Annotated in this window: 2 protein-coding genes; both read right to left on the minus strand. The window is 72.6% G+C overall.

What is annotated here, in order from left to right; genetic code table 11:
• Positions 1-3: 3 nt before the first annotated feature.
• Positions 4-10125 (minus strand): type I polyketide synthase, encoded by a 10122-nt coding sequence (locus ACZ6KY_RS27045; RefSeq protein ID WP_469312887.1) that lies wholly within the window; start codon positions 10123-10125, stop codon positions 4-6.
• A 144-nt stretch (positions 10126-10269) separates the two neighbouring features.
• A partial coding sequence (locus ACZ6KY_RS27050) for a type I polyketide synthase (protein WP_469312886.1) occupies positions 10270-25754 on the minus strand: 15485 nt, incomplete at its 5' end.

Raw genomic sequence — 25754 nt, forward strand, 5'->3', positions numbered from 1 at the left:
GCGTCAGAATCGGTTGCTGTCGGTGTCGTCGTCGTGTCCGGAGCCGTCGGCGCCGTCGAGCGCCAGGTCGAGGAGGCTCTGGAGGTCCATCGAGTCGATGGATTCGAGGGATTCGGCCTCGTCGGCCGGGTCCAGGGGGCCGGGGGTGTCAGGTCCGGCGAGTCGGAGCAGCGTGTCGAGGAGTCCGGCCTCGCGGACGCGTGCCAGCGGCACGGTGGCGAGGGTCCGGCGCAGTTCGGCGTCCCGCGGGTCCGTGTCCACGACCGGGACGGCTGTGCCGTCGCCCTCGGGGAACAGGGACGCCAGCAGGTGCCGGGCCAGGGCCTGGGGGTTGGGGTGGTCGAAGACCAGGCTGGACGGCAGGCGCAGCCCGCACGCGGCGCCGAGTCGGTTGCGCAGTTCGACGGCGGTGAGGGAGTCGAACCCGAGCTCCTTGAAGGCCCGTTCGGGGGCGATGGCGGCGGCGGAGGCGTGGCCGAGGGCCGTCGCCGTGTGTTCGCGCACCAGCTCCAGCAGCGCGGCGGCTCGCTCGTCCCCGGTCAGCCCGGCCAGTCGGCGCAGCGCCTCGGGCGTGGCGTCGGCGGGCTCCGGCGTGTCGGCGGCCGTGCCGCGCAGCGCGTCGCGCACCTCGGGCAGGTCGCCGACGAGCGGGCGGGGCCGGGCCGCGGCGAACACGGGCGCGAAGCGCGCCCAGTCCACGTCGGCGACGGTCAGGGTCGCGTCCCCGCCCGCCACGGCCCGCTCCAGGGCGAGCAGGTTGGTGGCGGGGGCGACGGGCGGCAGGCCGCGGCGGGTGAGCTGCTCCTCGGCGTCGCCCTCGGTGGCCATGCCGTCCTCCGCCCACGGGCCCCAGGCCACGGCGGTGGCGGCCAGGCCGCGGGCCGCGCGCCGCTCGGCGAGCGCGTCGAGGAAGGCGTTGGCCGCCGCGTACGCGCCCTGGCCGCCGCTGCCCCACACGCCCGCGATCGACGAGAAGAGCACGAACGCGTCGAGCGAGTCCGGCGTGTCGAACAGCGCGTCCAGGTGAACGGCGCCCGCCGTCTTGGCGGCCACCACCCGGGCGAATCCGGGCAGGTCCTCGGCGGTGCCGGGCGGCTGCGAGACGCCCGCCGCGTGCACCACGGCCCGTACCGGCGTACCGGCCCGGGCGAGCCCGGCCACCAGTGCGGCCAGCGCCTCACGGTCGGCGACGTCGCAGGCCGCGAGGGTCACGGAGGCACCGAGCGCGGTCAGTTCGGCCTCGATGCCGGCCGCCCCGGGGGCGTCGGCGCCGCGCCGGCTGACCAGTACGAGGTGCTCGGCGCCGCGCTCGGCGAGCCGGCGCGCCACGTGGCGGCCGAGCGCGCCGGTGCCGCCCGTGACGAGGACGGTGCCGCGCGGGGTCCAGCCCGAGTCGGGCGCGGCTGACCCGGCACCGCGCACCAGGCGCCGTACGACGGTGCCGGTGGCACGGACCGCCACCTGGTCCTCGTCGCCCGCCGTGTCGAGCACGGCCATCGCGGCGGCCAGGACGCGGTCGTCGCAGATCGCGGGCAGGTCCATGAGGCCGCCCCAGTTCTCCGGGTGCTCCAGGGCGACGACCCGGCCCAGGCCCCAGACCTGCGTCTGGGCGGCACCCGCGAGGGTGTCGTCGGGCAGGGCCGCGACGGCCTCCCGGGTGACGCACCACAGCGGGGCGCCGAGCCCGTCGACCGCGCCGGCCATCGCGGAGGTCAGCGCGAGCCCGACGGGAACGCCCGGGTGGTCCGGGTGCGGGCGCTCGTCCAGCGCCAGCAGGGAGAGCACACCGGCGAGCGGCCCGTCCACGGCGGCAAGGCGCCCGCCGAGCACGCTCGGGTCGGCGTCCTCGGCGTCGAGCACGAGCGGTACGACCCGCGCGCCGCCCGCGCCCATCCGGTCCGTCAGCGCGCGCACCCACGCGTCCTCGGCGTGCGGCGCCGGTACGGCCACGAGCCACGTGCCCGAGGGCGTGCCCGTCCGCGCGCCGGACCACGGCTGCCAGGCGACCCGGTAGAGCAGGCCGTCGACCCGCGACCGGTCCTGCTCGCCGCGCCGCCAGGCCGACAGCGCCGGCAGTACGTCGGCCAGCGGGCGGTCCGCGTCAAGTTCCGCGCCGACGAGCGAGGCGAGGTCCGCCCGCTCGACCGCGTCCCAGAACCGGGCGTCCACGTCGTTCGGCTCCGCGAGACCGGGGGCGGGGGGCGCGGCGCCCGCGCCGACGGACTCGGGCCAGAAGCGCCGCCCCTGGAAGGCGTACGTCGGCAGGTCGACGCGCCCGGCACCCGTGCCGGAGTAGTACGCGGTCCAGTCGACGGGGCTGCCGTGGGCGTGGGCCACGGCGAGGGCGGCGGTGAGGGTGTGGGTCTCCTCCCGTCCTGCGCGCAGGACGGGGGTGAAGACGGTGGTGTCGGGGTTGTCGACGGACTCCTGGGCCATGGCGGAGAGGACGCCGTCGGGGCCGAGTTCGAGGTACGTCGTCACGCCGGCGGCTTCGAGGGTGCGGATGCCGTCGGCGAAGCGGACGGCCTCACGGACGTGGCGGACCCAGAAATCGGGGTCGGCCATGTCGTCGGTGACCACCGTGCCGGTCAGGTTCGACACCACCGCGATACGGGGGGACTCGTAGGTCAGACCCTCCGCCACCTTGCGGAAGTCGGCCAACATGCCGTCCATGTGCGGCGAGTGGAAGGCGTGACTGACCGTCAGGCGCTTGGACTTACGGCCCTTGAACGATCCGGCGATCCGCTCCGCCTCGTCCGCGTCACCCGCGATCACCACGGACCGGGGCCCGTTGATCGCGGCGATGCTCACCCGCTCGTTCAGGAGCGGCGCGACCTCGGCGTCGGTCGCCTCCAGCGCGATCATCACCCCACCCTCCGGCAAGGCCTGCATCAACCGCCCACGCGCCGACACCAGCCTGCACGCGTCGTCCAGAGACAACACCCCCGCCACATGCGCCGCCGCGATCTCACCGACCGAATGACCGGCAACAAAGCCCGGCTTCACACCCCACGACTCGAACAACCGGAACAACGCAACCTCGACGGCGAACAGCGCCGGCTGCGCGTACTCCGTACGGTTCAACAGCTCCGCATCACCTCCGAACAGCACGTCCTTCAGCGGCAGTTCGAGGTCCATCCGGCTCGCCACCGCGTCCAGCGCCTCCGCGAACACCGGGTGAGCCTCGTACAACTCCCGCCCCATACCCAGCCGCTGGCTCCCCTGCCCGGTGAACAGGAAGGCGGTGCGGCCGCCGCCGGTCGAGCCGGTGACGGTGCCGGGCGCCGGTTCGCCGGCGGCCAGGCGCGCCAAGGCCTCGGTGAGCTCCGTGCGGCCCCCGGCGACGATCGCCGCGCGCCGGTCGAGGTGCGCGCGACCGGTCGCCAGCGAGTGGGCGAGATCGAGCGGGCGCGTCCCCTCGGTAGTCCCCTCGGTGGCCTCCACCGACGCGAGCAGGCGGGCGGCCTGGGCGCGGAGGGCGTCCTCGGTACGGGCCGAGAGCAGGAACGGCAGCGGGTGCGCAGGCTCTGTCGGGGTCTCCCCCGCCGCGGCGGCCACCGGCTCCGGGGCCTGCTCCACGATCGTATGGGCGTTGGTGCCGCCGATACCGAAGGAGGAGATGCCGACGCGGCGCGGACGGCCGGTCTCCGGCCAGGCGACCGCCTCGGTGAGCAGTGCGATGTCCCCGGCCGTCCAGTCGACGTGCGGCGTCGGCTCGTCCACGTGCAGGGTCCGGGGCAGCCTCCCGTTCCGCATCGCCATGACCATCTTGATGACGCCCGCGACACCGGCCGCGGCCTGCGTGTGCCCGAGGTTGGACTTGACGGAGCCGAGCAGCAGAGGCCGGTCCGCGTCGCGCTCTCGGCCGTACGTGGCGAGCAGTGCCTGGGCCTCGATCGGGTCGCCCAGCCGCGTGCCTGTGCCGTGTGCCTCGACGGCGTCGACCTCGTTGGCGGACAGGTCCGCGCTCGCCAACGCGGCGCGGATGACACGCTGTTGGGACGGACCGTTGGGCGCGGTGAGCCCGTTGGAGGCGCCGTCCTGGTTCACGGCCGAGCCACGGACCACCGCGAGAACCAGGTGACCCTTGGCCCGGGCCTGCGACAGGCGCTCCACGAGCAGCATGCCGACCCCCTCACCCCAGCCCGTACCGTCCGCAGCCGCCGCGAACGCCTTGATCCGCCCGTCGGGAGACAGCCCGCCTTGCCGACTGAACTCGGTGAAGGTCCCCGGGGTGGACATCACGGTCACACCACCGGCCAGCGCCATGTCGCACTCGCCGTTGCGCAGCGCCTGGACCGCCCAGTGCAGGGCGACGAGCGAGGAGGAGCAGGCGGTGTCGACGGTGACCGCGGGGCCTTCGAGTCCAAGGACGTAGGAGACGCGGCCGGACAGCACGCTGCCCGCGTTGCCGGTCATCACATGGCCGCTCACGCCGTCCGCGCCGGACTCCTCCAGGTGGGCGTCGTAGGCGCCGTAGCCCGCGCCGACGAACACGCCGGCGCGGCTGCCGCGCAGCGCGGTCGGGTCGATGCCGGCCCGCTCGACGGCCTCCCAGGCGGTTTCCAGCAGCAGCCGCTGCTGCGGGTCCATGGCAAGGGCCTCGCGCGGGGAGATCCCGAAGAAGTCGGCGTCGAAGGTGTCGGCGTCGTGCAGGAACCCGCCGGTGAAGGGACGGCCGTTCTGGTCGGTGAGCCGACCCGCGGTCTCCCAGCCCCGGTTCACGGGCAGCCCGGAGATCGCGTCGGCGCCTGATTCGACGAGCCGCCACAGGTCCTCGGGGGTGCGCACACCGCCGGGGTAGCGGCAGCTCATGCCCACGACGGCGATCGGGTCGTCGGCGAGGCTCACGGCGGTCTGCGGCACACCCGCGCCGCCCGCCGTCCCGAAGTCCGCGTGTCCGCCGAGGAGTTCGTCGCGCAGATGGCGGGCGAGGGCGGCGGGCGAGGCGTAGTCGAAGACGAGGGTGGCGGAGAGCTTCAGCCCTGTGGCGGTGTTCATGCGGTTGCGCAGTTCTACGGCGGTCAGCGAGTCGAAGCCGAGGTCCTTGAACGCCTTTGCCGTGTCGACCTGTTCGGGCGAGGCGTGCCCGAGGGTTCCGGCGACCTGCTTACGGACCAGGTCGAGCAGGGCGCGGTCCTGTTCGGCGATGGGCAGCCGCCGCAGCCGCTCGGCGAGCGGCGTGCCGCCCCCGGCGCGCAGGTGGGCCCTTCGTCGGCCGCCGGCGCCCAGGAGCGTGCGGAACACCGGGGCGACCGGGCCGGACCCTGCGGCGGCACGCAGCGCGGCGAGGTTCAGCCGGGCAGGCACCAGGAGCGCACGGTCGGCGGCGAGGGCCGCGTCGAGCAGGGCCATGCCGTCGGCGGCGGACAGCGCGCCCACACCGTGCCGCTCCATGCGGCGCAGTTGGACCGCGTCGAGTGCGCCGGTCATGGTGCTCGCGTCGGCCCACATGCCCCAGGCCAGCGAGGTGCCGGGCAGTCCTTGGGCGCTGCGGTGCTGGGCGAGCGCGTCCAACAGGGTGTTGGCGGCGGCGTAGTTGGCCTGGCCGGCCGCACCGAGGGTGCCGGCGACGGCGGAGTAGAGGACGAACGCCGCGAGCGGCAGGTCCCGGGTCAGCTCGTGCAGGTGGAGCGCGGCGTCCGCCTTCGGCCGCAGCACGTCGTCCAGGCGCTCGGGCGTGAGGGAGGCCAGCACGCCGTCGTCGAGGACACCGGCGGTGTGCACGACCGCCGTCAGCGGGTGCTCGGCGGGCACGGAGGCGAGGACACTCGCCAGCGCCTCCCGGTCGGCGGCGTCGCAGGCCGCCCAGGTGACGTCGGCGCCCAACTGGGCCAGTTCGGCGGCACGTTCGGGTGCACCCTGCGCCTCGGCGCCTCGGCGGCTGAGCAGCAGCAGGTGCCGTACGCCGTGCTCGGCGGCCAAGTGACGGGCGACGATCCCGGCGAGGGTGCCGGTGCCGCCGGTGATCAGGACGGTGCCGTCCGGGTCGAGGACGGACGCCTCGGTACGGGTGCCGGGGCGGCTGCGGGTGAGGCGGGGCGCCCGGAACTCACCGGCGCGCAGCATGAGTTCAGGCTCTCCGCACGCCAGGGCCGCGAGGACCCCGGCCGAGACGTCCGCGCCGGACACGTCCAGGTCGGCCAGGACGAACCGGCCGGGGTTCTCCGTCTCGGCGGAGCGCACCAGGCCCCATACGGCGGCGTGCGCCAGGTCGGTCACCGGCTCGTCGGGGGCGGCGACCGCGCCCCGGGTCACCACGACCAGGCGCGCGTCGGCGAACCGCTCGTCGGCCGTCCACTCCTGGACGAGCGCGAGCGCGCGGCGCGTCGCCGTGTGCAGCGCTCCGGTGCGGTCGCCCTCCGCCTCCGGGCCGGCCGGCACGAACGGGGCGACGACGTAAGCCGGTACGGGTGCCCCGGCGTCGATCGCGGCGGTCAGCGCCGCCAGGTCGGCGTAGGGGGTGGCGCCGGGGGTGGCGGGACCGAACGCGTCGGTCCCGAGCACCGCCCAGCCCTCTGAGGCTCCGGCGGCGGGGCTCACGGGCACCCAGTCGAGCTGGAACAGCGCGTCGCGGACGACGTCCGGCGTGGTCTCGTCGACCTGCGCGTAGGGGTTCGGTACGAGCGTGCCCACGCTGGCGACCGGGTCGCCGAGGTCGTCGGCGAGGTCGAGCGCCAGGGCGCCGTCGCCGAGGGAGCGGATACGGGCGCGCAGCGCGCCGGCGCCGTGGGCGTGCAGGGCGACGCCGGTCCAGGCGCCCGCCACCGGGCCGATGACGGACGGCTCGGCGTCCAGAACACGGGCCGCCTGGGCGACGGCGTCGAGCAGCGCCGGGTGAAGGCCGAACCGGCCCGCCTCGGCGTCGTCCTCGGGCAGTCGCACCTCGACGAAGAGGTCCCCGTCGCGCCGCCAGGCGGCCTCGACCAGGTCCGTCCAGGTCGGCGCGTCGGCCGGCACGGGTTCGGCGCCGATCGGCGGCCACTGTGCCAGCTCGAACCGCGCGGCCGGCGCCGTGGGCGCGACGACCCCTCGGGCGTGGCAGGTCCAGGGCGCGTCCTTTGGGGCGTCCTCGGCGCGCGCGGAGACGGTCAGGGCACGGCGGCCCCGCTCGTCGGCGCCCGTCACGAACACCTGGAGCCGTACGGCGCCCTCGGCGGGCAGCGTCAGCGGCGCGCCCGGCGTCAGCTCCTCGACGTACCCGCAGCCGGCCCGGTCGGCCGCGTGCAGGGCGAGCTCGACGAGCGCGGCACCGGGCAGCACGCCCTCGGCCCCGGCCCATGGCCGCGCACCCGGAGTGAGCCGACCGGTGAGCAGTACACCGTCGGTGTCGGCCAGCGCGACGGCCGCGCCGAGCAGCGGGTGCCCGGCGGGGTCCAGCCCGGCCCCGCTCACGTCCGCGGTGCCGCCGACGCCGGGCTCCAGCCAGTAGCGCTCGCGCTGGAAGGCGTACGTCGGCAGGTCGACCCGGCGCGCGCCCGTACCGGCGAAGTACGCGGCCCAGTCGACGCGTGTGCCGTTGACGTGCGCGAGGGCGAGGGCGCTGACGGCGGTCTCGGCCTCGTCGCCTCCTGCGCGCAAGGCGGGGACGAAGACAGCGACGTCGGCGTCGGTGTTCTCGACGCAGTCCTGGGCCATGGCGGAGAGGACGCCGTCGGGGCCGAGTTCGAGGTACATGGTGACGCCTGCGGCTTCGAGGGTGCGGATGCCGTCGGCGAAGCGGACCGTCTCACGGACATGGCGGACCCAGAACTCGGGCCGCGTCAACTGCTCCGAAACGAGAGCACCGCTCACATTCGAGATCACCGATATCTTCGGAAGCTCATAGGCCAGAGACTCCGCAACGGCGCGGAAGTCGTCGAGCATGCCGTCCATGTGCGGCGAGTGGAACGCGTGGCTGACTGTGAGCCGCTTCGACTTGCGACCGGAGAACGATCCGGCGATCCGCTCGGCGTCATCCGCATCACCCGCGATCACCACGGACCGCGGCCCGTTGACCGCGGCGACACTCACGCGCTCGTTGAGCAGCGGAGCGACCTCGTCCTCCGTGGCCTGGAGGGCGATCATCACGCCACCCTCCGGCAGCGCCTGCATCAGCCGACCCCGGGCAGCCACCAACTTGCAGGCATCCTCCAGGCTCAGCACCCCGGCCACATGTGCAGCCGCGATCTCACCAACCGAGTGACCGGCAACGAAGTCCGGCTTCACACCCCACGACTCGAACAACCGGAAGAGGGCGACCTCCACCGCGAACAGCGCCGGCTGCGCGAACTCCGTGCGATTCAGCAACTCGGCGTCCTCGCCGAACAACACGTCCTTCAGCGGCACTTCGAGCTCCAGCCGCTCCGCGACCGCGTCCAGCGCCGCCGCGAAGACCGGGTACGCCCCGTACAACTCGCGCCCCATGCCGAGCCGCTGGCTCCCCTGCCCCGTGAACAGGACCGCCGTGCGACCGGCCTTGGTGGCCGTGCCCCGCACCAGTCCGGGGGCCGGCTCCCCCTCGGCGAGGGCCGCGAGGGTGCGGGTCAGATCGTCGCCGGTGCGGCCGATGAGCACGGCGCGGTGCTCCTGGGCGGCGCGGGTGGTGGCGAGTGAGTGGGCGAGGTCGAGCGGGCGCGCGTCGACGAGGTCGGTACCGGCCGCGGTGTGCAGCCGGGCGGCCTGGGCGCGCAGGGCGGCGTCGCTGTGGCCGGAGAGGGTCCAGGGCAGCACGGCGGGAGCGGTGACCGGCGCGGTGGTCTCCTCCTCGGCCTCAGGCTCGGGGGCCTGTTCGAGGACGGTGTGCGCGTTGGTGCCGCTGACGCCGAAGGCCGAGACGGCCGCGCGGCGGGGCGCGTCGGTGCTGGGCCAGGACTCGGCCTCGGTGAGCAGCGTGACGGCGCCGCCGGACCAGTCCACGGCCGGAGTGGGCTCGTCCACGTGCAGGGTCTTCGGCAATACGCCGTGCCGCATGGCCATGACCATCTTGATGATGCCCGCGACACCCGCGGCGGCCTGGGTGTGTCCGAGGTTGGACTTCAGCGAGCCCAGGCGCAGTGGCCTGTCGGCGGCCCGGTCCTGGCCGTAGGTGTTGAGCAGGGCCTGGGCCTCGATGGGGTCGCCGAGGGTGGTGCCGGTGCCGTGCGCCTCGACCACGTCGACCTCGGCCGCGGAGAGCTGGGCGTTCTCCAGGGCCTGGCGGATGACGCGCTGCTGGGCGGGCCCGTTGGGGGCGGTGAGGCCGTTGCTGGCGCCGTCCTGGTTGACGGCGGAACCACGCACGACGGCGAGGACCTGGTGCCCGTTGCGCCGGGCGTCGGACAGACGCTCCACGAGGAGCACTCCGACGCCCTCGGACCAGCCGGTGCCGTCCGCGGAGGCGGCGAAGGACTTGCAGCGCCCGTCGGCGGCGAGCCCACGTTGCCGGCTGAACTCGACGAAGACGTCCGGGTTGGGCATCACGCACACGCCGCCGACCAGGGCGAGCGAACACTCGCGCTGACGCAGTGCCTGGGCGGCCAGGTGCAGGGCGACCAGCGAGGACGAGCAGGCGGTGTCGATGGTGGCGGCCGGGCCCTCGAGTCCGAAGACGTACGCGAGCCGGCCGGACAGGACGCTGGTGGCGGCGCCCGTGAGCAGCAGGCCCTCCAGTCCTTCCGGGACCTCTACGAGGTCGGAGCCGTAGCCCATGGCGCCCGCGCCGACGTAGACGCCGGTGCGGCTGCCGCGGACCTCGGTGGGGTCGATGCCGGCGCGTTCGAAGACCTCCCAGGAGGTCTCAAGCAGCAGCCGCTGCTGCGGGTCCATGGCGAGGGCCTCGCGCGGGGAGATCCCGAAGAATCCGGGGTCGAATTCCGTCGCGCCGTCGAGGAATCCGCCGCCGGTGTTGTAGAAGGTGCCCTTCTTGTCCGGGTCGGGGTCGGCGAGGGACGCGACGTCCCAGCCCCGGTCGCCGGGAAAGCCGGAGATGGCGTCGCCGCCCTCGGCCACCAGGTGCCACAGGTCCTCGGGCGATCGCACGCCGCCGGGGAAACGGCAGCTCATCGCCACGATCGCGATCGGCTCCCGGGCATCCGCCTCGGTCTCCTGGAGGCGGCGCCGGGCTCGGCGCAGCTCCGCGGTCATCCACTTCAGGTTTTCGAGCAGTTTTTCTTCGTTCGCGCCGGTCATCGGAACGTCACCTCCTGGGAAACTGCGGAATGGATGCGGAAAGGGGGCTCGATCATCGGATCGGTCATCGGATCGGTCATCGGATCGGTCATCGGATCGGTCATCGGATCGGTCATCAGGTCAGGATTTTCCGAATTCGTTGTTGATGATGTCGAAGAGGTCGTCGGCGGATACCGAGTCGAGGGATTCCTCGTCGCCCTCTCCGATGACCGCTCGCTCCGCCCTGTTCCAGTCGGCCAGGAGCGCTTCGAGCCGTGCGGTGACGCGGGCGCGTTCGGTGGTGTCCTCGGGGACCGAGGAGAGGAGGTATTCCAGTTTGTCGATCTCGGCGAGGGCAGGCAGCGGTGCCGAGGTGTCCTCGCCCAGGAGTTCCGCCCGGATGTGGGCGGCCAGTGCGGTCGGGGTCGGGTGGTCGAAGACCAGCGCGGCCGAAAGCTTCAGTCCGGTGGCGGAGTTGAGGCGGTTGCGCAGTTCGACTGCCGTCAGCGAGTCGAAGCCCAGTTCCTTGAAGGCGTGCGTGGCCGCTATCTCGGCCGCGCCGTCGTGGCCGAGCACGGCCGCGACATGCGTACGGACCATGTCCAGCGCGACGCGTTCCGCCTCCTCTGCCGACTTGCCCCGCAACGCGGCTGCCATATCGGCGACTTGGGCGCCGGCTGCCGCCTGCTGTTCCTCGGCGAGCGCGCGGCGCACCTCGGGCAGATCGGCGATGAGCGGCCGGGGGCGGGCCGCGACGAAGGCCGGTACGAACCGCTCCCAGTCGACGTCCACGACCGTCACTGTGGTGTCGTCCGTGTCCAGCGCCTGCTGGAGGGCACCGATCGCGAACTCCGGTGCCATGGGGGCCAGTCCGCGACGACGCAGCTGCCCGGCGGCTTCCTCGTCGGCTACCAGACCGCCGCCGTCCCACGGGCCCCAGGCCACGGAGGTGGCCGCGCGGCCGTCGGCTCGGCGCCGCTGCGCTAGGGCGTCCAGGTGGGCGTTGGCGGCGGCGTAGGCGGCCTGGCCGCCGCTGCCCCAGACGCCGGCGATGGAGGAGAAGAGGACGAAGGCGTCCAACTCCGTGTCGCCCAGCAACTCGTCCAGGTGTGTGGCGCCGGTGACCTTGGCGTCGACCACGTCGGCGAGCTCGCCGGGCGTGGTCTCGTCGAGCGGCGCGAACTGGCCGGCACCCGCGGTGTGGAAGACCGCCGTCAGGCCGGTCAGCCCGGCGAGCAGTCCGGACACCGCGTCCCGGTCGGTCACGTCGCAGGCGACGACCGTGGCACGTGCACCCAACTCCTCGATTTCCCGCGTCAGTTCGTCTGCTCCCGGCGCGCCCGGTCCGCGCCGGCCTGCCAGTACCACGTGCTCGGCCCCGGCGTCCGCAAGCCAGCGGGCGACGTGCCCGCCGAGTGCCCCGGTGCCTCCGGTGACGAGGACCGTGCCGCGCGGGGTCCACGCGGTGCGCCCCTCGGGGAGATCGCCGCCGGTCGCGGCGTGGCCCATGCGACGGGCCAGCAGCCCTGAGGCACGTACGGCAAGCTGGTCTTCGTCGCCCGCTCCGGCGAGCGCGGCGAGCAGCCGGTCGCCGGTCCGCTCGTCCCGCACGACCGGCAGGTCCACGAGCCCGCCCCAGCGCTCCGGATGCTCCAGTGCGACGACCCTGCCCAGGCCCCAGACCTGCGCCTGGGCCACGCTCTCGACCTTCTCGGCCGGGGTGGCGGCCACGGCACCGAGGGTGGCGCACCACAGTGGGGCGTCGATCCCTGCGTCGCCGAGGGCCTGGACGAGAACCCCCGTCTGGATCAGGCCGGTCGGCACCGCCGGGTGGGCGGAATGCGGCACCGCCGGGTGGGCGGGGCGCGGGGCCTCCGCGAGCGCCAACAGGGACAGCACGCCGTCGGCCGTGTCGCCGGCGAGCGCAGCGCGCAGCCGGTCGGCCAGCGCCGCACGGTCGGCGGCGGGCGCCGCGGGGGTCACTTCGCGTACGTCCGTACCGGCCCCGGCCAGGGCCGTCCGCACCGCGTCGGCGACCGGGTGCCCGCCCTCGGGTGTCACCAGCAGCCAGGTCCCGGTGGGCCGGGCGCCGACCGGCAGGCCCGCCGGGCGCCAGGTGACGGCGTACCGCCACCCGTCCGCGACGGTTCGCTCGGCGCGCTTGCGCCGCCAGGCGGACAGTGCGGGCAGCAGGGCGCTGAGCGGCTGGTCGGCGTCCACGCCCAGCGCGCCGGACAGCGCGGCCGGGTCCGCCGTGTCCACGGCCGCCCAGAACTCGGCGTCCGTCGCGCCACGGGCGTCCGTTCCCCCGGTCGTCGCACCGGTGACCACCGCCTCCTCCAGCCAGTAGCGCTTGCGCTGGAAGGCGTACGTGGGCAGGTCCACGCGCCCGGCGCCCTTACCGGCGAAGTACGTCGCCCAGTCGACGCGCGCCCCGTGGGCGTATGCCGTGGCGAGGGCCGCCAGAGCGGTCCGGATTTCGTCACGGCCGCCTCGAAGGGCGGGGGTGAAGACGGCGTTCTCGTTCTCGACGCAGTCCTGGGCCATGGTCGAGAGGATCCCGTCGGGGCCCAACTCCATGTAGGTGGTGACGCCCTGGGTCTCCAGGGTGCGGATGCCGTCGGCGAAGCGGACCGCCTCGCGAACGTGGCGGACCCAGAAGTCGGGGTCGGCCATGTCGTCGGTGACCACCGTGCCGGTCAGGTTCGACACCACCGCGATCTGCGGGTTCTCGTAGGCCAAGCCCTCCGCCACCTTGCGGAAGTCGGCCAACATGCCGTCCATGTGGGGCGAGTGGAACGCGTGACTGACCGCCAGCCGCTTGGACTTACGGTCCCTGAACGAGCGGACAACCCTCTCGACCTCGTCCAGGTCGCCCGCGATCACCACGGACCGGGGCCCGTTGATCGCCGCGACGCTCATCCGCTCCGACAGCAGCGGCACGACCTCGGCCTCGGTCGCCTCCAACGCGATCATCACCCCACCCTCGGGAAGGGCCTGCATCAACCGGCCACGCGCCGACACCAGCCTGCACGCGTCATCCAGAGACAACACACCGGCCACATGCGCCGCCGCGATCTCACCGACCGAATGCCCGGCAACAAAGTCCGGCCGCACACCCCACGACTCCACCAGCCGGAACAACGCCACCTCGACCGCGAACAACGCGGGCTGCGCGAACTCCGTACGGTTCAACAGTTCGACGTCCTCGCCGAACAGCACGTCCTTCAGCGGGAGTTCGAGGTCCATCCGGCTCGCCACCGCGTCCAACGCCACGGCGAACGCCGACTGGGACACATACAACTCCCGCCCCATACCCAGCCGCTGACTCCCCTGCCCCGTGAACAGGAAGGCGAGTGCGCCGTCGGTGGCGGTGCCGCGCACCGTTCCCGGCGTCTGGTCGCCCGCCGCCAGCGCGTCGAGCGCCGCGAGGAAGGCGTCCCGGTCTGCGCCGACGACCACCGCGCGGTGGTCCAGGGCGGCCCGGGAGGTGGCGAGGGTGTGGGCGATGTCGGTCGGGGCCAGCGAGCCGTCGGAGGCGACCCGGGTGCGCAACGCACGGGCCTGGGACCGCAGGGCCGCGTCGGACTTGGCCGACAGGAGCCACGGCACGACTTCGTCGGGGGACGTCGGGACGGGCAGATCCTCCTCCGGGGAGGCGGGGGCCTGCTCAAGGACGGTGTGCGCGTTCGTCCCGCTGAAGCCGAACGAGGAGATGCCGGCCCGGCGCGGACGGCCGGTCTCCGGCCACGCCGTCGCCTCGGTGAGCAGCGAGATGTCGCCCGCCTCCCAGTCGACGTGCGGCGTCGGCTCGTCCACGTGCAGCGTGGGCGGGAGCACGCCGTGGCGCATCGCGAGCACCATCTTGATCACGCCCGCGACACCGGCCGCGGCCTGTGTGTGCCCGATGTTCGACTTGATCGACCCCAGGTGCAGCGGCAGCCCCTCCGGACGGTCCTTCCCGTACGTCGCCAACAGGGCCTGCGCCTCGATGGGGTCGCCCAGCCGGGTGCCGGTGCCGTGCGCCTCCACCGCGTCCACCTCGCCGGTGGACAGCCCGGCATTCGCCAACGCGGCACGTATGACTCGCTGTTGGGACGGACCGTTCGGCGCGGTAAGACCGTTGGACGCACCGTCCTGATTGATCGCCGAGCCACGCACCACCGCGAGGACGGGGTGACCGTTGCGGCGGGCGTCGGACAGCCGCTCCACCAGGAGCATGCCCACGCCCTCACCCCAGCCCGTGCCGTCGGCCGTGGCGGCGAACGCCTTGACCCGACCGTCCGCCGCCAGGCCGCGCTGGCGGCTGAAGTCGATGTACGCGCCCGGGGACGACATCACGGTCGCACCGCCCGCGAGGGCCAGGTCGCACTCGCCGTTGCGCAGCGCCTGGGCCGCCCAGTGCAGTGCGACCAGCGACGCCGAGCAGGCCGTGTCGACGGTCACCGCCGGACCCTCAAGACCGAAGGCGTAGGAAAGGCGGCCGGAGACGACGCTCGCCGCGCTGCCCGTGCCGAGGAAGCCCTCGATGCCGTCCGGCACCGCACGCAATGTCGCCCCGTAGTCCTGGCCGTTGGTACCGACGAACACACCGGCCTGGCTGCCGCGCAGCGAGTTCGGGTCGATGCCCGCCCGTTCGAAGGCCTCCCACGAGGTTTCGAGGAGCAGTCGCTGCTGCGGATCCATCGCCAGCGCCTCGCGCGGCGAGATCCCGAAGAAATCCGCGTCGAACTCGGCCGCTTCGTACAGGAACCCGCCCTCACGGGCGTAGAAGGTGCCCTGCTTGTCGGGGTCGGGGCTGTAGAGCTTGTCGAGGTCCCACCCGCGGTCGGTCGGGAACTCCCCTATGGCGTCGCCGCCTTCGAGCAGGAGCTTCCAGAGATCCTCGGGGGTCCGTACGCCGCCGGGGAAGCGGCAGCTCATCGCCACGATCGCGATCGGGTCGTCGTCCACCGCGGGCGTGGTCGTCGGCACTGCCTCCAACACCGGTTGACTGCCCAGCAGTTCGTGCCGCAGGTGCTGCGCCAGGGACGCCGCCGTCGGATAGTCGAAGACGAGCGTCGCGGACAGGCGCACACCGGTGGCGGCACCGAGCCGGTTGCGCAGCTCGACGGCGGTGAGCGAGTCGAAGCCCAGCTCCTTGAAGGCGCGTTCGGCCCCCACGGACTCCGATCCGCCGTGCCCGAGCACGGCCGCCACCTGTGTACGGACCAGCGCCAGCAGCTCCTTCTCCTGCTCGGCCCGCGCGAGGCCGGCCAGACGCGCCGCCAGCGGTACGGCCCCTCCGGAGGAACCGGCCGACGCCGCCGCCTCGGCCCGCGCCTCGGGCAGCTCGGCCAGCAGACCGGACGGCCGTACGGCGGTGAGGGTCGGGGCGTAGCGCCGCCAGTCCAGGTCGCCCACCAGCAGGGCCGCCTCGGTGGAGCCGACGCTGCGAACCATCGCCGTAAGCGCCGCATCGGGCGCCATCGGCGGCACGCCGCCCTGGCGCATGCGGGCCTCCAGCGCCTGGTCGGCGGCCATGCCGCCGTCGGCCCACGGGCCCCAGGCCAGCGAGGTCGCGGCCAACCCGTCGGCGCGACGCTGCTCGGCCAGGGCGTCCAAGTAGGCATTGGCGGCGGCGTAGTTGGCCTGACCCGCCGTGCCGATGGTGCCGCTCATGGAGGAGAACAGCACGAACGCATCGAGCCCGATGCCGAGTTCGACGGTGAGCTCGTGCAGGTTGCGGGCCGAGTCCGCCTTGGCCCGCAGGACTGTGGCGAATCGGACCGGGGTGAGCGTGTCGAGCATGCCGTCGTCGAGGACGCCTGCGGTGTGGACCACGGCCGTCAGGCCGTCCGCCTCGGCCGCCAGCAGCTCGCGCAGCGCGTCCCGGTCGGCGGCATCACACGCGACGACGGACACGTCCACACCCGAGTCGGCCAGCTCGTGCGCCAGTTCGGCCGCACCCGGGGCATCCATGCCTCGACGGCTGGTCAGCACCAGGCGTTCGGCACCCTCGGCGGCCAACCTCCGGGCGACCTTGCCGCCCAGGGCGCCCGTGCCGCCGGTGACCAGGACGGTGCCGGACGGGGTCCACGAGCCCTGACCGCGAGGCGCACGGACGAGGCGACGGCCGAAGACACCCGAGCCCCGCACCGCGACCTGGTCCTCGCCCGGATTCGCACCGGCGAACACGCCCACCAGACGCGCCCCGGCCCGCTCGTCCAACTCGGCAGGAACGTCGACCAGACCACCCCAACGGTCCGGATGCTCCAGCGCCGCCACCCGACCAAGGCCCCACACCTCGGTGGCAACCGGGGCGACGAGCCGGTCGGAACGGCCGACGGACACAGCGCCCCGCGTCACCGCCCACAGCGGAGCCGCCACGCCGGCGTCACCCAACGCCTGCACGAGAGCGGCGCTCTCCACCACATCCAGGAGGGAGACGACACCCGCGAGGTCGGCCGGGTCTGCGAGCAACCCGGCCAGCGTGGCGCGGTCGACACCGGCCGCGACGGCGAGCGTACGCACCTCGGCACCCGCACCCGACAGCGCGGCCACCACGTCGGTCTCGTCGGCCGGGTCGGTCGACACGACCAGCCACCTACCACTCAGCCCGCCGACAGAACTACCGGTCAGCGGCTTCCAGCTGACCCGGTAACGCCAACCATCCACCTCCGACTCGGCCTTGCGCCGCTTACGCCAGGCCGACAGGGCCGGCAACAACTCGGTGACAGTGGCGTCACCGGCCACGTCCAGTTCGGCGGTCAGGGAATCCCAGTCCGCCTCCTCGACCGCGTCCCAGAAGCCGTCGTCCGCCCCGTCGCCCGCCACGCGGGCGACACCCGACAGGTCCAGCCAGTAGCGCTTGCGCTGGAAGGCGTACGTCGGCAAGTCGGCCGTCAGCGATGAGCCGCCGGCGCCGGCGCCGAAGAAGGCGCCCCAGTCGATCCTGGTGCCCCGTACGTATGACTGGGCGAGGGCCGCAGCGGCCGTCTCGGCCTCGTCGCGGCCGCCGCGCAGGGCGGGGGCGAAGACAGCGGCGTCGGAGTTCTCGACGCAGTCCTGTGCCATGGCGGAGAGGACGCCGTCGGGGCCGAGTTCGAGGTACATGGTGACGCTCGCGGCCTCCAGCGCGCGGATGCCGTCGGCGAAGCGGACCGTCTCACGGACGTGACGGACCCAGAACTCGGGCTGCGTCAACTGCTCCGAAACGAGAGCACCGCTCACATTCGAGATCACCGATATCTTCGGCAGCCCGTACGTCAGGGACTCCGCCACGGCGCGGAAGTCGTCCAGCATCCCGTCCATGTGCGGCGAGTGGAAGGCGTGACTGACCGTGAGCCGCTTCGACTTGCGGTCGGAGAACGATCTGGCGATCCTCTCGGCCTCGCCAGCGTCACCCGCGATGACGACGGACTGCGGCCCGTTGATCGCCGCGATACTCACCCGCTCGCCCAGGAGCGGCGCGACCTCGTCCTCGGTGGCCTGAAGGGCGATCATCACCCCGCCCTCAGGCAGCGCCTGCATCAACCGGCCACGCGCCGACACCAGCTTGCAGGCGTCCTCCAACGAGAACACCCCGGCCACATGCGCAGCCGCGATCTCACCGACCGAGTGACCGGACACGAACTCCGGCCGCACACCCCACGACTCGAACAGTCGGAAGAGGGCAACCTCCACCGCGAACAACGCAGGCTGCGCGAACTCCGTACGGTTCAACAGCTCAACATCGTCCCCGAAAAGCACGTCCTTCAGCGGACGCGCAAGCTCCAACTGCTCCGCCACCGCGTCCAGCGCCGCCGCGAACACCGGGTACGCCCCGTACAACTCCCGCCCCATACCCAGCCGCTGACTCCCCTGCCCCGTAAACAGGAAGGCGAGCCTGCCACCGACAGCGGAACCGCTGACGACACCCGGGACGACGCGCCCCTCGACGAGGGCGGCCAGCCCGGCCAGCAACCCCTCGCGGTCACCCGCCACGACAGCGGCCCGCTCCTCGAACGAGACACGGCCCAGCGCCAGGGCACGCCCGATCTCGCTCGCAGCCACTTCCGGAGCACCCGTCGCATACGCGAGCAGTGCTCGCGCCTGGTCCCGCAGGGCCTCCGAACTCTTCCCGGACAGCGCCCACGGCACCACACCGACCTCCGCCACCGGAGAAGCCTCCGGTTCTGGGGCCTGCTCGATGATCGTGTGAGCGTTGGTGCCGCTGATGCCGAACGACGACACGCCCGCCCGACGCGGGCGGCCCGTCTCCGGCCACGCCACCTCCGCTGCCAGCAGCGAGACGGCACCCGCGTCCCAGTCCACCTGTGGAGTCGGCTCGTCGACGTGCAGCGTTTGGGGCAGCACGCCGTGGCGCATGGCCATGACCATCTTGATGATGCCCGCGACACCGGCCGCGGCCTGCGTGTGCCCGATGTTCGACTTGACCGACCCCAGGTGCAGCGGCAGCCCCGCCGGACGGTCCTGCCCGTACGTCGCCAACAGCGCCTGCGCCTCGATCGGATCACCCAACCGCGTCCCCGTCCCGTGCGCCTCCACCGCGTCCACCTCGGACGTCGACAGACCGGCACTGGCGAGCGCTTCACGGATGACACGCTGCTGCGAGGGACCGTTCGGAGCGGTCAGACCGTTGGACGCGCCGTCCTGGTTGACGGCCGAACCACGCACCACGGCCAGGACGGGATGCCCGTTGCGGCGCGCGTCGGACAGACGCTCCACGAGCAGCATGCCCACGCCCTCGCCCCAGCCCGTGCCGTCGGCAGCCGCCGCGAACGACTTGCAACGGCCATCCACCGACAGACCGCGCTGCCGGCTGAAGTCCACGAAAGTCTCCGGCGTCGCCATGACCGCGACACCACCGGCGAGCGCCATGTCGCACTCACCGTTACGCAGCGCCTGCGCGGCGAGGTGCAGCGCGACCAGCGACGACGAGCAGGCCGTGTCGACGGTGACGGCCGGGCCTTCCAGGCCGAACACGTACGAGAGCCGGCCGGAGGCGATGCTGCCGGAGGTGCCGGTGCCGAGGTAGCCCTCGACGCCCTCGGGCAGTTCGCCGCCGTCACCGATGGCGTAGTCGTGATACATCACACCGGCGAAGACGCCGGTGCGACTGCCGCGCATCGAGGCCGGGTCGATACCGGCCCGCTCGAACGCCTCCCACGACGTCTCCAGCAGCAACCGCTGCTGCGGGTCCATCGCCAGCGCCTCACGCGGCGAGATCCCGAAGAACTCCGCGTCGAACTCGGCGGCATCGTGCAGGAAACCGCCCTCACGTGTGTACGAGGTACCGGTGTGGTCCGGATCCGGGTGGTAGAGCGAGTCGATGTCCCAGCCGCGGTCGACGGGGAAGGCGGTGATGCCGTCGCCGCCAGTGGCGACAAGCCGCCACAGGTCCTCGGGCGAGCGGACACCACCCGGAAAACGACAGCCCATGCCCACGATCACGACCGGATCATCGTCCAGCGCGACCGGCGCGGTGCGGCCTACTGCGCGGCCGGACCGGTGGCCCACGCCGGCAGAGTCGATGCCAGCGGTTTCGACGCCGCCGATCTCGGTGAGCAGGTGCCGGGCGAGGGCGCTCGGGGTCGGATAATCGAAGACCAGGGTCGGCGACAGCCGAAGCCCCGTCTCCTGCTTCAGCACGTTGCGCAGCTCCACCGCCGTCAACGAGTCGAAACCCAACTCCTTGAAAGCACGGTCGGCCTCGACCACCCCAGCACCCGCATGACCGAGCACCGACGCGACACGACCACGCACCAACTCCAGCACCAGCGCAGCACGTTCACCCGCCGACAGACCGGCCAGCCGGACCGCCAACGGAGACCCGCCCTCCACCACGGACCGCTGCTCGGCGCGGCGCCGGACGGGGACCCGCACCAGATCACGCAACAACGCCACCGTGACACCGGTGGACACCGCCTGAGTGCGCAGCACCCCCACGTCCAACCGCATCGGCAACAACACCGGCGCATCCACCGCCATCGCCGTGTCGAACAGCGCCACACCCTCCACCCCGGACAGCGCACCCATCCCGTCACGGGCCATACGCCGCAGATCCACCTCGTCGAGCCGCCCCGCCATCCCGCCCTCCTGCGGAGCCCACAAACCCCACGCAAGCGCAGTCGCACACAGCCCCTCACCACGACGCCGCTCGGCAAGCACCTCCAAAAACGCGTTGGCCGCCGCATAACTGCCCTGACCAGCCGCACCAAAAGCAGCAGCCGCACCCGAGAACAACACGAACGCGGACAGATCAAGACCCCGCGTCAACTCATGCAAATACCAAGCAGCATCAACCTTCGGCCGCAACACCCCCGCAACCCGCTCCGGCGTGAGCGAAGCGATCACACCGTCGTCCAGGACACCAGCCGCATGCACCACCGCAGTGAGCGGCCACTCGGCGGACACTGAACCCAACACGGCGGCAAGCGCATCACGGTCCGCCACATCACAGGCGACCAGCTCCGCCTCGGCACCCAACCCACCCAACTCGGCAAGCAGTTCCGCAGCACCAGCAGCATCCGCACCACGACGGCTGAGCAACAACAGCCTGCGAGCACCATGCTCCACAACCAGGTGACGGGCGAAAAGCCGACCGAGCACACCCGTCGCACCCGTCACAAGAACCGTCCCGGGAGACTCACCCAACAGCCCCGACACCTCACCCACACGCTCACCCACCGGAACACGGGCCAGCCTCGGAACACTCACCACCCCACCCCGCACAGCGAGTTCAGGCTCACCGACAGCCAGAGCAGCAGAAAACACCGACAACGACCCGACCCGACCATCCAGATCGACCATCACCAACTGACCCGGATTCTCAGACTGCGCCGAACGCAACAACCCACGCACCGCACCACCGACAGGGTCAACGGCGCTCGTATCGGACCCGTTCGCCACGGCACCAGCCGTTAGCCATACCAGCCTTACTCCGGTGAGGAGTTCGTCGGCGAACCACGCCTGGAGAGTGGCCAGCGCGTCAGTCACCGCCGCATGCACAGCAGCCGGCACATCGTGGCCCTCCGGGACAGGCGAGGAGGCGAAGACGACGTCCGGCAGCGGCTCGCCCGCGCTGACCGCGGCGGAGAGCGCGACGACGTCCGGGTACTCGGTCACCCGAGCCCCGCAGGCCGCCAGCCCGTGCACATCGCGACCCAGAACGGCCCAACGCTGCCCGTCGACACCCGCCGCACCAGCGGCGACCGGCACCCACTCCACCCGGAACAACGATTCCAGATGACCACCATCAGCCGCCCGGACCTGCTCGGCCGAGGCCACGCGCAGGGTGAGCGCGTCGACGGTCGCAACGGGGCGCCCGGTCTCATCCGCGACGTGCAGGGCGAGGGTGTACGGGTCGTCCGCGGAAAGCGGGGTGAGTCGCATGCGCAGCCCGGTGGCGCCCGCCGCGTGCAGCGTGACGCCCGACCAGGCGAACGGCAGCAGCGCGGCCTCCGCGGCATCGCCGTACCCGATGGCGTGCAGACCGGCGTCCAGCAGCGCGGGATGCACCCCGAACCGAGCCGCCTCACGCCGCCCGGCCTCAGGCAGCGTCACCTCCGTGAACAACTCCCCACCACGCCGCCACGCAGCCGTCAGCCCCTGGAACAGCGGACCGTACCCGAGACCGTCGGCCACCAGCTCCGCGTACAGGTCGCGTACGTCCACGGGTACGGCACCGGCCGGGGGCCAGACGGCGAGCTCGGCGAATTCCGAGGTCTCAGTGCCGACCCCGCCTGCGAGGAGCGCGCCGGAGGCGTGCCGGGTCCACGGCTCCTCCGCCAACGCGTCCTGCCGACGCGAGTGCACACTGAACGAACGCCGGCCCGCACCGTCCGGGGCCTCCACGACAAGCTGAAGTTGCACGCCACCGCGCGCAGGCAGCACCAGCGGAGCCTCCAGCGTCAACTCCTCGACCATGTCGCACCCGACCTGGTCACCCGCCCGGACCGCCAGGTCCACGAACGCCGTTCCCGGCAGCAGCACGCCGCCGTGGATCACGTGGTCGCCGATCCAGGGATGCGAGTCGAGCGAGAGGCGTCCGGCGAAGACCATGCCGTCGGACTCGGGCAGGGCCACGCCCGCGCTCAGCAGCGGATGCCCGGTGTCGTCCAGGCCGATCGCCTCGACGTCGCCCAGGTGGTACGCCGTCACGGCGGGCCAGTAGCGCGAGCGCTGGAAGGCGTACGTGGGGAGGTCCACGCGGTGTGCCCCGATACCGGCGAAGTACGCGGCCCAGTCGACGCGCGTGCCGTGGGTGTGAACTCGGGCGAGAGCGGTGGTGAGGGTGTCCGCCTCGTCGCGCCCGGCGCGGAGGACTGGGACGAAGACGGCGTCGGCATTCTCCACGCAGTCCTGGGCCATGGCGGAGAGAACCCCGTCCGGGCCGAGTTCGAGGTACGTGGTCACGCCTGCGGCTTCCAGGGTGCGGATGCCGTCGGCGAAGCGGACCGCCTCCCGGACATGCCGGACCCAGAACTCCGGCCGCGTCAACTGCTCCGAAACGAGAGCACCGCTCACATTCGAGATCACCGATATCTTCGGCAGCCCGTACGTCAAGCCCTCCGCCACGGCACGGAAGTCGTCCAGCATCCCGTCCATGTGCGGCGAATGAAACGCGTGACTGACCGTGAGCCGCTTCGACTTGCGGTCGCCGAACGACCCCGCGATCCTCTCGGCCTCATCCGCATCACCCGCGATCACCACCGACCGCGGGCCGTTGACGGCGGCGATGCTGACGCACTCGTTGAGCAGCGGAGCGACCTCCGCCTCCGTCGCCTGAAGCGCGATCATCACCCCGCCCTCCGGCAGCGCCTGCATCAACCGACCACGCGCCGACACCAACCGGCACGCGTCCCCCAGCGAGAACACCCCCGCCACATGCGCAGCCGCGATCTCACCGATCGAGTGCCCGGACACGAACTCCGGCTTCACACCCCACGACTCGAACAACCGGAACAACGCAACCTCCACCGCGAACAACGCAGGCTGCGCGAACTCCGTACGGTTCAACGTCTGCGCGTCGTCGCCGAACACCACGTCCTTGAGCGGCACATCAACGTCCAGGTGCGCGCACACCGCGTCGAAGGCATCGGCGAACACCGGGTACCCGGCATACAACTCCCGGCCCATCCCCAGCCGCTGACTCCCCTGCCCCGTAAACAGGAACGCGGTCTTCCCCGACAGCGGTGTGCCTGACACCACCCCCGGCCCACCCGAGCCCTGCGCCAGACCGGCCAACCCGGCCAGCAACCCCTCCCGATCACCGGCCACCACAACCGCACGACGCTCAAAAACCGAACGCCCGGCCGCCAGAGAGAAGCCAACGTCGGCCAGGCCGGCGTCCGCCCGCTCACCGAGATGGGCATGCAACGCGGCCGCCTGACCACACAACGCCTCCGCACTCCTCGCCGACAGCAGGAACGGCACCGAACGCATCGGCAGTACCGGCTGCCCCGACACCTGCGCCCCCGCCTCGGCCACCAGCTCCGGAGCCTGCTCCACGATCGTGTGCGCGTTCGTCCCACTGATACCGAACGAAGAGACACCCGCACGACGAGGCCGACCCGTCTCCGGCCACACCACCGACTCCGTCAGCAACGAGACAGCACCGGCCGACCAATCAACCTGCGCCGTCGGCTCATCCACGTGCAAGGTAGGCGGCAGCACCCCGTGCTGCATGGCGAGGACCATCTTCATCACGCCGGCGACTCCGGCGGCGGCCTGGGTGTGCCCGATGTTCGACTTCACCGAACCGAGCAACAGCGGCCGGCCCTCGGGACGGTCCTGGCCGTACGTCGCCAGCAGCGCCTGCGCCTCGATCGGGTCACCCAACCGCGTCCCCGTACCATGCGCCTCGACCACGTCCACGTCAGCCGGAGCGAGACCGCCACTGGCCAACGCGGCCCGGATGACCCGCTGTTGGGACGGCCCGTTCGGCGCCGTGAGCCCGTTGGACGCGCCGTCCTGGTTCACCGCCGAGCCACGGACAAGGGCAAGCACGGGATGGCCATTACGCCGAGCGTCGGACAGCCGCTCCACAAGCAGCATGCCGACCCCCTCACCCCAGCCCGTACCGTCCGCGGAAGCCGCGAACGCCTTGATCCGGCCGTCCGCCGCCAGCCCACGCTGCCTGCTGAAGTCGATGAAGTTCTCCGGGGTGGACATCACGGTCACACCGCCGGCCAGCGCCATCTCGCACTCGCCGTTGCGCAGCGCCTGGATCGCCCAGTGCAACGCGACCAACGAGGAGGAGCAGGCCGTGTCGACCGTGACCGCCGGACCCTCAAGGCCCAGTGCGTAGGAGATGCGGCCGGACATCACGCTGCCGGCGTTGCCGGTGCCCAAGTGTCCTTCCAGGCCGTCGGCTTCGCGGGCGACCAGGGAGAGGTAGTCGCCGCCGTTGGTGCCGACGAACACACCGGTACGGCTGCCGCGTAGCGCGGCCACGTCGATACCGGCCCGCTCGAACACCTCCCACGAGGTCTCAAGGAGCAGCCGCTGCTGCGGGTCCATGGCCAGGGCCTCACGCGGCGAGATGCCGAAGAACTCGGCGTCGAAGTCCGCGGCGCCGTCGAGAAAACCGCCCTCACACGTGTACGAGGTACCGGACCGGTCCGGGTCCGGGCTGTAGATCCGGTCGAGGTCCCAGCCTCGGTCGGTGGGGAAGCCGGAGACGGCGTCCCGGCCCTCGGCCAGGAGCCGCCACAGGTCCTCGGGCGTGGCCACGCCGCCGGGGAAGCGGCAGCTCATCGCGACGATCGCGATCGGATCGTCGGTGGAGACGGCCACGGCCGGCAGCACCGCGCCGGACACCTCGACTCCGCCCACCAGTTCGGCCCGCAGGTACGCGGCGAGCGATGCCGCGCTCGGGTAGTCGTAGACCAGGGTGGCCGCGAGCTTCAGACCGGTGGCGGCACCGAGCCGGTTGCGCAGCTCGACGGCCGTCAGCGAGTCGAAGCCCAGCTCCTTGAACGCGCGTTCCGCACCCACCGCGTCGGTGGCGGCGTGCCCGAGCACCGAGGCCACGTGCGTACGGACCAGCTCCAGCAGCTCTCGCTCCTGCTCAGTCGCCGACAGGGCGGACAGTCGCGCGGCGAGGGTGCCGGAAGGGTCTGCCCCGGAAGCGGTACGCGCCTGTTCCTGCGCCGCGCGTACGTCGGGCAGCTCGGCGAACAACTCACTGCGACGCCCGGCGACGAAGCCCGGAAGGAACCGGTCCCACGCGATGTGCGCCAGCGTCAGCGCTGCCTCGCCGCCGCCGACGGCCCGGTGGAGAGCCGTGATGGCGAGATCGGCGTCCATCGGTGGCACACCGTCGCGCCGCAAGCGCGCTTCCAGGACGGCGTCGGCGGCCATGCCGCCCTCGGCCCAGGGGCCCCAGGCGAGCGAGGTCGCGGCCAGCCCGTCGGCATGGCGTTGCTCGGCCAGGGCGTCCAAGTAGGCGTTGGCGGCGGCGTAGTTGGCCTGACCCGCCGCACCGAGCGTGCCACTCATGGAGGAGAACAGCACGAACGCATCGAGCTCGATACCGAGTTCGATGGTGAGCTCGTGCAGGTTGCGGGCGGAGTCCGCCTTGGCCCGCAGCACCGACGCGAACCGCTCGGCGGTCAGGGAGTCCAGCACACCGTCGTCCA

It is taken from the genome of Streptomyces sp. NPDC042002, assembly GCF_055588305.1.